At 24.0% G+C, this 13484-nt stretch carries 15 protein-coding genes and 2 pseudogenes; 8 read left to right on the forward strand and 9 right to left on the reverse strand.

Features of this window, described 5'->3' with window-relative positions:
• The first annotated feature begins 53 nt into the window (after nt 1–53).
• Entirely contained in the window at nt 54–875 is an 822-nt protein-coding gene (locus tag AAHM78_RS13890) for an IS1595 family transposase (protein ID WP_342252843.1), read from the forward strand.
• 92 nt (nt 876–967) lie between these two features.
• Here the strand turns inward: AAHM78_RS13890 and AAHM78_RS13895 are convergent, their stop codons facing one another.
• From AAHM78_RS13895 to AAHM78_RS13915, 5 genes are all read right to left on the reverse strand, one after another.
• Complete coding sequence (locus AAHM78_RS13895; RefSeq protein WP_342253584.1) at nt 968–1219, reverse strand: hypothetical protein; 252 nt, start codon at nt 1217–1219, stop codon at nt 968–970.
• On the reverse strand, nt 1206–1580 hold the full coding sequence (locus AAHM78_RS13900; RefSeq protein ID WP_342255096.1) for a transposase family protein: 375 nt from the start codon (nt 1578–1580) through the stop codon (nt 1206–1208). Before AAHM78_RS13900 ends, AAHM78_RS13895 begins: the two co-directional genes overlap by 14 nt.
• Nucleotides 1581–1630: 50 nt before the next feature.
• Complete coding sequence (locus AAHM78_RS13905) at nt 1631–2023, reverse strand: transposase family protein (RefSeq protein WP_342252923.1); 393 nt, start codon at nt 2021–2023, stop codon at nt 1631–1633.
• A 142-nt stretch (nt 2024–2165) separates the two neighbouring features.
• Complete coding sequence (locus tag AAHM78_RS13910) at nt 2166–2369, reverse strand: hypothetical protein (RefSeq protein WP_342253585.1); 204 nt, start codon at nt 2367–2369, stop codon at nt 2166–2168.
• A 171-nt stretch (nt 2370–2540) separates the two neighbouring features.
• Nucleotides 2541–3908, reverse strand: a complete 1368-nt coding sequence (locus tag AAHM78_RS13915; RefSeq protein ID WP_342253586.1) for a hypothetical protein — start codon at nt 3906–3908, stop codon at nt 2541–2543.
• Between the two features lie 232 nt (nt 3909–4140).
• Here AAHM78_RS13915 and AAHM78_RS13920 point away from each other — a divergent pair.
• The 3 genes and pseudogenes from AAHM78_RS13920 to AAHM78_RS13930 all read left to right on the forward strand — a co-directional run bounded on the left by AAHM78_RS13920 (nt 4141) and on the right by AAHM78_RS13930 (nt 5956).
• Nucleotides 4141–5365, forward strand: a pseudogene (locus tag AAHM78_RS13920) (IS256 family transposase).
• 9 nt (nt 5366–5374) lie between these two features.
• Nucleotides 5375–5695: a hypothetical protein gene (locus AAHM78_RS13925; RefSeq protein WP_342253587.1), complete on the forward strand. Its 321-nt coding sequence runs from the start codon at nt 5375–5377 to the stop codon at nt 5693–5695.
• Between the two features lie 39 nt (nt 5696–5734).
• Nucleotides 5735–5956 carry a transposase gene (locus AAHM78_RS13930; RefSeq protein WP_342253259.1) on the forward strand — a complete coding sequence of 74 codons (222 nt, stop codon included), beginning with the start codon at nt 5735–5737 and terminating at the stop codon, nt 5954–5956.
• Here the strand turns inward: AAHM78_RS13930 and AAHM78_RS13935 are convergent.
• Nucleotides 5948–6094, reverse strand: coding sequence for a transposase (locus AAHM78_RS13935; protein ID WP_425289812.1), 147 nt, complete (start codon nt 6092–6094; stop codon nt 5948–5950). The two genes, AAHM78_RS13930 and AAHM78_RS13935, sit on opposite strands and share 9 nt — an antisense overlap.
• Nucleotides 6095–6178: 84 nt before the next feature.
• Here AAHM78_RS13935 and AAHM78_RS13940 point away from each other — a divergent pair.
• The 3 genes and pseudogenes from AAHM78_RS13940 to AAHM78_RS13950 form a co-directional block, all read left to right on the forward strand.
• A pseudogene (locus tag AAHM78_RS13940) lies at nt 6179–7078 on the forward strand (IS30 family transposase); the annotation flags it as partial.
• Nucleotides 7079–7415: 337 nt separating this feature from the next.
• Complete coding sequence (gene holA / locus AAHM78_RS13945) at nt 7416–8327, forward strand: DNA polymerase III subunit delta (protein ID WP_342253588.1); 912 nt, start codon at nt 7416–7418, stop codon at nt 8325–8327.
• 43 nt (nt 8328–8370) lie between these two features.
• Complete coding sequence (locus tag AAHM78_RS13950) at nt 8371–9816, forward strand: hypothetical protein (protein WP_342253589.1); 1446 nt, start codon at nt 8371–8373, stop codon at nt 9814–9816.
• Between the two features lie 160 nt (nt 9817–9976).
• Here the strand turns inward: AAHM78_RS13950 and AAHM78_RS13955 are convergent, their stop codons facing one another.
• The 3 genes from AAHM78_RS13955 to AAHM78_RS13965 form a co-directional block, all read right to left on the reverse strand.
• Complete coding sequence (locus AAHM78_RS13955; RefSeq protein ID WP_342253000.1) at nt 9977–10936, reverse strand: IS1595 family transposase; 960 nt, start codon at nt 10934–10936, stop codon at nt 9977–9979.
• Nucleotides 10937–11010: 74 nt separating this feature from the next.
• Nucleotides 11011–11919, reverse strand: coding sequence for an IS30 family transposase (locus tag AAHM78_RS13960; RefSeq protein WP_342253590.1), 909 nt, complete (start codon nt 11917–11919; stop codon nt 11011–11013).
• 325 nt (nt 11920–12244) lie between these two features.
• Nucleotides 12245–12901, reverse strand: coding sequence for an IS1595 family transposase (locus tag AAHM78_RS13965; protein ID WP_342253591.1), 657 nt, complete (start codon nt 12899–12901; stop codon nt 12245–12247).
• A gap of 425 nt (nt 12902–13326) precedes the next feature.
• On the opposite strand from AAHM78_RS13965, the gene AAHM78_RS13970 reads away from it, so the two are divergent.
• Nucleotides 13327–13479 carry a hypothetical protein gene (locus tag AAHM78_RS13970; RefSeq protein ID WP_342253592.1) on the forward strand — a complete coding sequence of 51 codons (153 nt, stop codon included), beginning with the start codon at nt 13327–13329 and terminating at the stop codon, nt 13477–13479.
• Nucleotides 13480–13484: the final 5 nt, after the last annotated feature.

Below are 13484 nucleotides of genomic sequence, written 5' to 3' on the forward strand. Positions count from 1 at the left end.
TTTAAGTATTATTATTTTCGGACTTCTCCCCACATGTACTTGTGGAGGAAACAATGAAATTGAATGAGTTCAACAATATATTTCAAACAGAAAAAGATTGTTTGAAATATATAGCAAGTTTGAAGGAAAACAAATGTATGAGGTGTTCTTGAACAAATTTGAATACTTCTGATTTAAGAAGAATAAGATGTTTGAAATGTCATCAAACATTTAGTATTCTTCATGACACCATTTTTTACAAGTCACAAACACCTTTGACATCTTGGTTTTATCTCATCTTTAGATGAATAAACACCAAACATGGAATTCCATCAACTGATGTTGCAAAAGAATTGGGAGTAACTTTGAAAACTGCTTGAAGAATGGGTCATAAAATCCGAAGTGCAATTGCAAAACAAGAACCTCAATTCATTGTTGAGGGCATAGTGCAAATGGATGAAATGTATCTTTCACATATGGGTTTTAAAAAACAAGGAAGATCCTTAAAAAATAAAACTTTGATTGTTGGGATTTATGAAAAAACAACCAATAATTTAATTGTGAAAGTGTTGAAAAATGCAAATCAAAAAAATCTTTTGCAATTTGCAAGAAACCACATTTCTTCAAAGTGTGATGTACATACTGATTCTTGAAAAGGATATCGCCATTTTAAATCAGTTTTCACTAAGCATGAAACAGTTAACCATCAAGATGGCTATGTTTCAAAAACTGGCGTAAACATAAACCAGATTGAATCGGCATGAAAGCACATCAGACGAACATTTAAAACACATATCAAAGTTGAAAAACATCATGTTCATTTATACGCAAAAGAATCGGCATATAAATTCAACAATATACCTAGTTTTGAAACTGTAATGTTATGTTTGATTTAAAAATGTGGGGAGAAGTCCGTAGATAGGCTTTTCTCAGCATTTATGTGATAAAATTTAAAAATAGTACATAAAGGGAGAAAAGCCATTATTTTTTATTGTGATGAAACATTAACGATTCATGTTGGTGTTAAACCAACCATATCAATAACAACTCCATTACCATTATCATAGTCAGAAATTTGTCATATGTATCATTGTGCAATTAATATTGCTGCAACCGCACCAATTATTGGAGCTAATGCTGGTAAGGCAACACCTAGGACAGCAGAGACTGCTCCTATTCCCGAACCAATCGCATTATTTAATTTATGTAATAGACTTGGTGCAAAACTAAGGTAATTCAAAATTATATATTCCTGCTATTAAATTAAATCTTAATGCAAATCTTCGTATTTTATTGCGATATTTTAAACTTAAAATTTTAAAACGTTTTAGTTTAGCAAATACGTGTTCAATTTTAATTCTAATTTTACTTAAAGTTTTATTGTATTCTTTTTGAATTGGTGTTAATTGATTGTATTTACTTTTTTTAAATGGCAAAAATGTATTTTTATGAATATTTTGTATACCTTGATAACCTGAATCAACAAAAACTTGTTTTTCCGGATGAATAAAAGTTTTAGATTTTAGAAGCAATTTAAAATAATGAATGCTTCCAAAACAAAAAGCAGTTGAAATGATTTTTCCGTTGGAAATATCAATAATTATTTGGGATTTGAGAGAATGATGTTTCTTTTTACCTGAAAAAAGTAATTTTAGTTTTTTTTAATTCTTTCAATTGGAGTTTCAGTAGCATCAATAGCTAACAAATTATTATTAGTACCTTTATTTTTTGTTAAATCTTTTTTTCCAGGTAAATTAAAAATTCCGCTTTTTATTAAAATATTTTCAATTCAAAAAATATTACGAATGCAACTAGTATGACTAATATTATATCTTTTTGCAATAACTCTATAACTACTATAGTCTTTTCAATATTCTAAAGTCATTAATAAACGCTCTTCAATTACAATTTTATTTTTTCTACCACCATAATATTTTTGTTTAGACTCAGCAATTTTTAAAATTTCAAACATTTTATAAAATGTTTGTGGCTTTATGCCGACTAAACTATAAAATTCTTGATCATCTTTATATTTTTTCAACATAATAACTATCACCTTTAATATTAATAATAATCGTTAAATTGTTAAAATTAAAGGTTTTGCACCCAGTCTAATGAAATAATATTTTTAAAATCAATTTTAAATATATAAAGAGGTTGTAATTACAACCTCTTTATATATTTTTTTACATTTTTTGTGATTTACTACTAAAACTTTGACTTTTACTTGTTGAAGCTTCACTGTTTACTTTTGTTTTATCTTTTTCCAATCCAAGAGCATTAGCAACTCTTTCTCGTCTTTCACGTTCGTTTTTTTCTCCTCATGCTTTGTTTATTCTTTCAGCGTCTTTTGCGCGTTTATCTTTATTTGCTTGACTTCATTTTTCCATATTGTAAAATTCCTCTCTTCAATATTTTTGAATATTTTTTTCTATCCTTAAAATATCCAAGAAGAATTATATATTTTTAAAACAAAAAATGTGTAATAAATAATGAATAATCACTATTTTTTAAAATAGTGATTAAGACTTTAATATTTAATTAAATTTATTACTTATTGCTTATGTTAATAAGCATTTTACTTTATTTCAGTTATGATTTGAACTTGTTGAAGGCAGTTGCTCTTGCTGATTTATTGTATTTCGTATAGATGAATCAAAATTATGATTATTTTTTGATTTAATAATTGAATTTTCTAAAATACTATTTGAGTTATGATTTATTGTTTCATTACTTATTATTTCGTCTAGTTTTTTATCTTTTCTATTATCTAATTCTTGTTTTAAAATATCATATTGAGTTTTTAATTTTGTTTCTAACTTATTACTAGTTAAATTTTCTATATTTTTTTCAACATTTTTTTTAATTTCTAGTTCTTCTTTAGTTTTACCAAGATTTCTTTTGTTTACAAATGGTATTTTACGAATTAATGAATAAAATTTTTGTTTAATTCATACTTCAACTTTTTTTGTTTTTTCTGTTGCAATAGTTCATATTCCTTTATTAACAATTCAAGCAATACCAATACCTACTATTGATACTAAAGTTTTTTCTCATAATATTGTTGATATAATAGGGACTAATGCTGGTACAGCAACAGGTATTGCTAAAAGTGTAATACTTAATAATGAAAGAGAAATAAATATTATTAATTCTGATTTTGATATTTTTCAGTTTGATATTTTTTCTTGTTCACTTAAAAATTTTTTAATTGATACAGGTTCAATTTTAATATTTTTTTCTGGATTTGAATTTGGTTCAATTAAGAGAAGATCATCTTTATATTTATTGAGATTTTCATATTTTTTCAATTGTTTCATGACTTCAATATTACCGTTTGTAAGTTCTTGAAAATCAATCACTTCTTCGGTAATAGAATTATTAATATGTACAAGAGTAGTTACAAAAATTATTTCATCTTTAATTGGTAAAATTTCTTCGTAAATTTTTTCAATTCCCGTTTTTTTTCTTTGTTTTTCATCATAAATTGTTACAGAATTATATGTATATTTTGTTAAATTAATATCACTTTCTTTTGTTTTTTTAAATTCTTCAATTTGTTTTTTAAGTTTCTGAATGTCTTTTGCTTGTTCTTGAATTGTTGTTTGTAATTTTGATATTTCTTTTGTATTTAAAATTGAAGTCGGTAATAAATTTTTCAATTTTGATAATATATCGTTATTTGTTTTTGGTTCTTTTTCGTTATCTGTTAAATTAGTAGCAACTATTTCTAAATTTTCATCAATATTTTCGGATAGGTCATCATTAAGTTGTTTATCATTAGCAGTAATTTTTTCAATTATTTTAAATGTTGATCCACCATGTCTACTGTTTTCCATAACTTCAATGTTTGTTTGTTTTTTAATATCTTCTATGGATTTATTTTCTGATAGAAAATTATATGTTTGAGATTTTGTTTTGTCTGTCATTTTAATGTCTCCTTTTAAACATTAAAACCCATTTACTTTTAAAAATAAAGTAATGGGTTAAAACTTATATATTGGATAACAGTTATATGTTATCAAATTTTGTGTATTTTACAATTAGTTAAGTTTTAACCAAAATTGGGTAATGTTTAGTAATCTGTGTAACTTACAAAAATAACTGTGTTTAATTAATTCTAGTAAATATAATTAAGTGACTAGAAAGAGTGAGTTACAGATGGCTAAAAAAGATAATCTTAATAATAATGATCCAATATCAAAAGCAGTAGATTTATTACTAGAAAATATTGAAGATTTAACAACAATGTTTAAAGAAGGAGGTCTATATAAAGAATTAACTAAAAGATTAGTAGAAAAAATGTTGAATTCTGAAATGCAAAATTATTTAGGATATGAAAAAAATCAACATAGTAATAGTGATAATGTTCGTAATGGTATAAGTTCAAAAAAATTAATAACTCAACAAGGTAAAATTGAGATCGATGTACCACGAGATCGCAATAGTAATTTTAATCCTGTAATAGTTGCAAAAAGACAGAGAAGATTTGATGGTTTTGATCAACAAGTTCTTTCTTTGATATGCCAAAGGAATGACATTATCAGATATTAGAACGCAATTGCAAGAGTTATATCATGGTGCTGATATTAGTGAAATTACTGATGATGTGATAGATGATGTTAAAGCATGGCAAAATCGACCATTAGAAAGCATTTATCCGATTGTTTATTTTGATTGTATAGTAGTTAAAGTACGACAAGATAAACGCATTATTAACAAATCGGTTTATATAGCACTAGGAGTTGATTTAGAAGGTAAAAAAGATGTTTTAGGTTTGTGAATTAGTGAAAATGAAGGTGCTAAATTTTGATTAGCAAATTTAACAAAAATGAAAAATCGAGGCTTAAATGATATTCTTATTGCTTGTAGCGATAATTTAACAGGCATGTCAGAAGCAATACAATCAGTTTATCCTAAAACCGAACATCAATTATGCATAGTTCATCAAATTAGAAAGAGTTTAAAATATGTTTCATACAAACATCGAAAAGCACTAGTTGCAGATTTAAAACCAATTTATAGTGCATGTAGTGAAGAACAAGCAATGCAAGCTTTAGAATTGTTTGAAAATAAATGAAATAAACAATATCCTCAAATTACTAAATCCTGATATAAAAATTGAGATAATTTAATGGTTTTTATTAGTTATCCTGCAGAAATCAAAAGAGTGATTTATACCACAAATGCTATTGAATCTGTTAATAGTCAATTACGAAAAGTTATAAGAAATAAAAAAGTTTTTCCTAACGATATGGCAGTTTTTAAAATATTTTACTTAGCAATCGAAAATATAACAAAAAAATGAACAATGCCCATTCAAAATTGAAATACAGCAATTGCCCATTTTATGATAAAATTTGAAGACAGAATTAATCTAAACTAGTACTGTAAAATGACAGACAAAACTAGACTACAAACATATAATTTTCTATTAGAAAATAAATCCATTGAAGATATTTTAAATCAACCAAACGCTACTTTTAAAAATAAAAATGGAAATGATAAACAAAGACATGGTGGATTAACAATAAAATTTTCTAATGATATTGATGTTAAAGATAAACCTTCAAAAGTTGTAGTTAATGACAAATTAAAAAATAATATTATATCTGATATAAATGAAGTCTCTGTAACTGAAATATTAACTAAGGAAATAGGAACACAAATCGAAACTATTGGATGGGTTACACTTTATTGGACACTAATTACGTAGACAAGTGAACAAATTTGTTAAAAGAAAGGAACTATAATTATGGCCAATATTAACTCATATTCAGATGAATTTAAAAAACAAATAGTAGCTTTATATCAAAGTGGTAAGTCAGTGTCTTGTCTTGCTAAAGAATATAATGTTACAAGGGCAGCTACTTATAATTGGATTAAACAATTTACTAATTCAGGTAGTTTTAAAACCAAAGATAATCGTTCTGTTGAAGAAAATGAATTAATTAGACTTGGTGCAAAACTAAGGTAATTCAAAATTATATATTCCTGCTATTAAATTAAATCTTAATGCAAATATTCCTATTTTATTGCGATATTTTAAACTTAAAATTTTAAAACGTTTTAGTTTAGCAAATACGTGTTCAATTTTAATTCTAATTTTACTTAAAGTTTTATTAGACTTGGTGCAAAACCTTTAATATTAATAATAATCGTTAAATTGTTAAAATTAAAGGTTTTGCACCAAGTCTAATATAAAAATTATGGATTTTCGATTCGTAAAATAGCAAAAATTGTTGATTATAGTAAATCAACTGTACATAGAGTTTGTAGATTATTAAATAAAAACTTATTGCCATTAGAAATATTGAATCAATTTCAAAAAAATAAACAAAATGCAGGCAGAAAATTAATAATTTTAACTTTAACAGAAATTAATAGTATTAATCATTTGTTAATTACTAAAAAGTATGCTCTTGATATAATTGCTAACTTTTTAAAGGAAAATAAAATAAAAAGTATTTCAACAAAAACTTTATATAACATGTTTAAAACAAATCGAATGGGTTTTGATGAAAATAACTTATTGAGAAAAGGCAAAAATAAATCTCACAAACAAAAAGAAACTAGGGGCAAAATTAATAATTGTAAGTCTATTCATGAAAGAAATTTAATCATTCCTAATATTAAAAATATACAAGAATTTGGTCATTTAGAAGGTGATACTATCATTGACAAAGATCATAAAAGTTCTATTATTACTTTGGCTGATATATGATCAAAAACCACAATTCCTTTAGTAACTAAAAATCATAAATCAGAAAATATTACGAAAAGTATAATAAAATTTATTTCAAAGTTACAAAAAGGAACAGTTAAAACCATTACTTTTGATCGTGGTAAAGAATTTAGTAAATGAAGATTAATCGAAAAAATTTGTAATGTCAAAATTTATTTTGCAGATCCTGGTAAACCTTGCCAAAGGGGTTTAAATGAAAATAATAATGGTATTTTAAGAAGATATTTACCAAAATCTACAGATCTATCTTCATATAAACAAAAAGATTTAAATTTTATAGCATTTCAAATTAATTCTACACCCAGAAAATCGCTCTCTTATAAAAGACCAATAGATTTAATACAATTATTTTAAAAAACTGTCCCATTTATATTTACAACTCAGGTAATTATTTCTTCTTTGATGAAGTTCATCCAACAACATTAGTGCATCAAGCGGTTGCTGAAGATCTTTATAATTTAGTTGAAAAGTGATAATGTTTTAAAACATTAGATATAATAATTACTATATAAGATAAAAGTTCAAATTTGGAATATTATCAAAAACAAAAGTATTTTCCGAATATTGAAACACTGAATAATCTTAAAAAAGTTTATTATTGAGGAAAAAATAAAAGTGTGATTATATATGAAACATTATGATATTATAACATTAACATAAAATATATTAATAATTTTGTGAGGTTGGAAACATGGTTTATATTGTTCATGGTCAAGATGAGTATTTAGTAAGAAAAAATATTGAACAATTAATTAAAAAAAATCATAAAAAAGAAAATTATGATTATAATCTATATGAATTACAAGAGGATACAATTGTTAATATTATTAATGAAATTCAAATTATGAGTATATTTGAAGAAAATAAAGTAATCGTAATTAATGATAGCAGTAATTTATGACAAAAATATATTAAAGAAAAAAAATTTGTTAATGCTTTGCTTAATCATAATCAAAAAACAATGATAATTATTAAAAGTTTAAATGTTGATTTTAAAATTAGTAGAGAATTTCAACAATTTAATATTATCAAAATTAAAAATTATACAAAATCACAATTATTATTATTAATTAATAAATTTTGCAATAATTTTAAAATTAACATTACTCAAGAAGCAACTAATTTTCTTTTAGAATACTTGCCAAATGATGTCGGTATTATTTTAAATGAGTTATCAAAATTAAGATTAATTGGAAAAAAAATAACTTCAGATATTATTATTGAGGTGGTTCCTAAATATTTTGAAACAAATATTTTTAAAACTGTTGAATATATATTAAAAAAAGATTATAACAATTTTTGAACACAATATAACTATTATAATGTTATTAATTATGATAAAATTAAATTGATTAATATTCTTGTATATCAATTAGAATTAATTAGAGATATCAAAATTTTAGTTAAACAAAAAAAAAGTAATGAAGATATTTCCAATATATTAAATATTTCTAAGTTTCAAGTAAAAATATTAGAACAATATTTAAATATTAATTTAAATATTAATAATATTTTGTTAAAATTATATGAATTAGATTACAATATCAAAAAAGGAAAGTTTAATAAAAATATTGCAATTGATTTATTTTTTTTGAATATTTAGTATATAATTATAGATGTTTTAAACTCAAGAGGTGATACATATAATGAAAAGTAATAAAAATACTGATGTTACAGAAAAAAAGTTAGTAGAAGAAAATAGTGACATTACATTGGTTAAACCAAAAGTAAAAAGAGTTACAAAGAAAAAAACCGAAAAAGTGTACTCAGAAGAAGATTTAAATGTTCCATTATACTATGAAATATCAAGTACTATATATAACAGTTTAAATAATTTAATTGTTAGAAAATCTATTTTTGCTAATGAAGAACTTTTAAAAATTTTAGAATTACAAATTTCTAATTTATTTTTTCTTGAAAAAGAACTAAAAGAATTAAAAGATAAAAAGTATGCAATAGAATTTTTGCAGTTAATTTCTAATTTGGTAAATCGTAGTTTGAGTATTACTAAAAGTTCTCCTAAAAATCGTATTGAAATTCTTGAAGAGCGTAACTTATTAATAGTTACAATTACTAATATTTGTAAGACTGTGGAAAAAGAAAGTCTTGAACGAATAAGACGGTTTGATAATAATACTTTTAATGAATTAAATGATCAAATTACCGCATTAAATAATTTTAGTGATGATGCTACTGAGGTTAAGCCAAGTGTTACTCCAAATAATCAGAATGTTGATACAAATCCTAATATTGGTGGCATTGGGAATCTAGGTAATAATTTAAATATTAATAATCTTGATAATAATAGTTTAGCAAATTTAGCAAAGTTAGGTGTATTACCGCAACATCCCGCCACAAATCCTAAATTTTACCCGTATATGAATAAACCAAAATATATTCCACTTTTAAAGAAAATATTATCAGCTTTTTTCTTATTAACAACAGTGCTAGCAATAGCTACTTATATACTAACTTATTTTATAGCAGGTACTTTTCAAATTAAAAATAATAGTGCACCTTACTATTATAATTTTGCAAAACAATCAAAAACTATAGTTTTCACTATTGTTACAACAATAGTTCTAAATGGAGGCTTTTTATATTCAATTTTAAAACCACCAAAATTAGGTCGTGATTTATATCAAACATCATATTTTTTAATAGTTATTTTAATTTTTTGAATAATTTATACCATTTCAAATTTAATTTATATGACAACAGATGATTCATTAAAAAGAACATTTACTTCTTTTTTAGATAAACCTGATGATTTTAATCCTAATGCTTTACCTTGATTAAAAGGATTAGCAAATTTTAAAGCTTTTCAAATATTAACATATATTACAGCAGCATCAGCAATTTTACCAATTGCTATTATACTAGTTATTGCTATTCTTAATCCAAAAATGGATCGTAATAAAATTATGAGAGCCAATTCGGAATATCAAAATGCTATTAATAATGCTTTAAGTGGTAAACACTATGAAATCGATCCATCACTTTTTGATGATAGTTTAGATAATGATAATAAAAAAGATACAAAAGATCATAAATTTTGACGTAATAGTGATTTATTTAAACCTGAGTTGTAAATATAAATGGGACAGTTTTTTAAAATAATTGTATTAAATCTATTGGTCTTTTATAAGAGAGCGATTTTCTTTTAATTTTCAAAAAAACTCTTGATGAAATAAAAAAAATCATCAACCTGGCCTAAAATTTTATTTTATTTAATTTTGGGATTTATTTTTTTTACAAACTGAAATATAATGCTTCAGATTTTGCATAAGGTGATATTTTATAATGTTGGTATTTAAATTTTCATAAATTGAGGTAATTTTGAATATTGGTAAATCCAATGCCATGATAATGAGTAATAAATTCTTTTAAACTTGATTGTATTTTACTGATATTACTTAAATTTTTATAATTTAATTCTTTATTTTCTTTTGATTTAAATTTCTTGAGAGTACATTTTGTTTGTTTAGCTACTGTATCATATAGTATTTGCATATCACAAACTATAATTGATTTTTCTTCGATAAGCTTAGATGTTAAATTTTCTTGTACTCATTTTTTTGTTAATCTTTTAGTATTTGTTGTTTGAGCATAAATATTTTTATTTTCATCCATTGCCATTTCAATACAACAGTTTAAATCTTTAGCATTTTCTTCAATTCATTTTTTTCTTGGATCATCTGGATTTTTGAAATTTCCTTTATGAATTTCTTTGATAAAAGTTTCATCAATTTCAATTCTACCTTTTAATTTTGTGAATGGTTTTTGTGTTTTTGCTAATTGTGATGATTTCATAAATTTTTGACGATTAAATCATGCTGATGTTTTTGAAATTTTAGCAAATTGAGAAATAGTATAAGCAGATTGACCTAACAATGACAATCAAATTATTCAATCTCATTGTTCATGAGATAAATGACTTCAATGTAAAAAATGATTTCTTAAAGCATCAAAGCTACTTTTACAATCTTTGCATAAATATTTTTGCTTATTATTCTTAAAACCATTTTTTACACATCAATAAGATTTACAATTTGGACATTGAATTCCTTTTTCTTTAAATTTTTTATCAATTGCATCTAATTTTTCTTTTTTCTCAATTTGTTTAATTCTATTTTTAAAATGTCTAATAATTTTTATAAATTCTTCATCTTTTTTGTTTTTTAAAACATCAATTAATTCATTATTAGTCACAAAAAATCACCCCTGATATAAAAATATTACTTTTAATTTTAAATTAAAAGTAATATCAAGAGTTTTTTTGAAAATTAAAACGATTTTCTGGGTGTAGAATTAATTTGAAATGCTATAAAATTTAAATCTTTTTGTTTATATGAAGATAGATCTGTAGATTTTGGTAAATATCTTCTTAAAATACCATTATTATTTTCATTTAAACCCCTTTGGCAAGGTTTACCAGGATCTGCAAAATAAATTTTGACATTACAAATTTTTTCGATTAATCTTCATTTACTAAATTCTTTACCACGATCAAAAGTAATGGTTTTAACTGTTCCTTTTTGTAACTTTGAAATAAATTTTATTATACTTTTCGTAATATTTTCTGATTTATGATTTTTAGTTACTAAAGGAATTGTGGTTTTTGATCATATATCAGCCAAAGTAATAATAGAACTTTTATGATCTTTGCCAATGATAGTATCACCTTCTAAATGACCAAATTCTTGTATATTTTTAATATTAGGAATGATTAAATTTCTTTCATGAATAGACTTACAATTATTAATTTTGCTCCTAGTTTCTTTTTGTTTGTGAGATTTATTTTTGCCTTTTCTCAATAAGTTATTTTCATCAAAAACCATTCGATTTGTTTTAAACATGTTATATAAAGTTTTTGTTGAAATACTTTTTATTTTATTTTCCTTTAAAAAGTTAGCAATTATATCAAGAGCATACTTTTTAGTAATTAACAAATGATTAATACTATTAATTTCTGTTAAAGTTAAAATTATTAATTTTCTGCCTGAATTTTGTTTATTTTTTTGAAATTGATTCAATATTTCTAATGGCAATAAGTTTTTATTTAATAATCTACAAACTCTATGTACGGTTGATTTACTATAATCAACAATTTTTGCTATTTTACGAATCGAAAATCCATAATTTTTATATTCTTTTATTGCTATTATTGATTCAATACTCAGATACTTATACATTGCGCTAATTCCTTTCTTTTCTTAATTATAGAACTAACACAATTTAATTTTTATATAAGTGTCCTTTTTAATTTTACAATTAAAGTATAATAAAATAAAAAAGATAATGCAAAGGCTGATAATAATGACAAAAATAAAAACTGATGGTAAGAAATGAGAAAATAATTTTATAAAAATAAGGCTTTTATCCCTTTATGTACTATTTTTAAATTTTATCACATAAATGGAGATAAAAGCCTACCTAGGAAATTATCCCTGCATGTATTTAAATCAAACACAAAATTACAGTTTCAAAACTAGGTATGTTATTGAATTTATATGCTGATTATTTTGCATATAAATGAATATTGTGCTTTGAAACTCTTATGTGTGTTCGGAAAGTTCGTCGGATGTGCTTTCATGCTGATTCAATCTGGTTTGTGTTTACACCTGTTGGTGACACATACCCAACTTCATGATTTACGATTTCATGTTCGGGATAGAAGTTTTTGAAACTTACATATCCCTTCCAAGAATCCGTAAATAGACAGCACTCAGTAAAAATGTGTTTCAATGCAAATCTTAAAAGGTTTTTTTCATCTGCATTTTTCAGCACCTTCACAATTAGTTTGTTGCTGGTTTTCTCATAAACTCCAACAATCAAAGTTTTATTCAACAAGGATCTTCCTTGTTTTTTAAAACCTAAATGTGAAAGATACATTTCATCCATCTGTGCTGTGCCATCAACAATGAAACCTGCATCTTGATTTCCAATTCTAGTCCTGATTTCATGACACATTCTTCAAGCTGTTTTATAGGTAACACCCAATTCCCTTGCAACATCGGTTGCTGGTATGCCATGCTTTGTGTTTATTCATCTAAAGATGAGATAAAACCAAGATGTCATTTGGGTCTGTGACTTATAAAAAATGGTTCCATAAAGAATACTAAATGTTTGGTTACAGTTCAAACATCGTATTCTTCTCAAATCAGAAGTATTCAAACTAGAAGAAGCACACCTGATGCATTTCATTATTTTCAACTTCGCTATATATTTCAAACAATCGTTTTCAGTTTGAAATATGCTATTGAATTCATTTCAATTCATTTTTTCCTCCACACTAGTACATGTGGGGATAATTTCCAAAAATAATTAAAAATAAAACATTTATTAAATGATGCAAATATAATTCTATTATATTAATATTAGGAACTTCATTAATACTAAATATTATTTATATCCCAAAATTCTTAAATGGTACTACTAATCAAAATAGCATTACTACTAATATTGAAATTACAGCTATCAACGGCAAGGAAACTATTCTTGAAAAAACTAATTATATTACTACTTTTAATACACTTGGTAATTTACTAAGTGCTTGTTCTAATGATTTTACTGTTGAAAAAAGTCAAATCGGAAGATTTTTGGTTGCTGTAAAAGGTAAAAAAGGTACTCAAGAAGATAAAAAATTTTGATACATTGAACACTGAAATGGTAAAGAATTTATTGATTTTTCAGTAGGTATCGATGATATTAAATTGGAAAATCATGAAATTTTTCAACTTGAATTAAAATAAAAGTT

The sequence above is a fragment of the Spiroplasma endosymbiont of Zeiraphera isertana genome, assembly GCF_964030805.1.
GTDB lineage: Bacteria > Bacillota_I > Bacilli_A > Mycoplasmatales > VBWQ01 > Spiroplasma_E.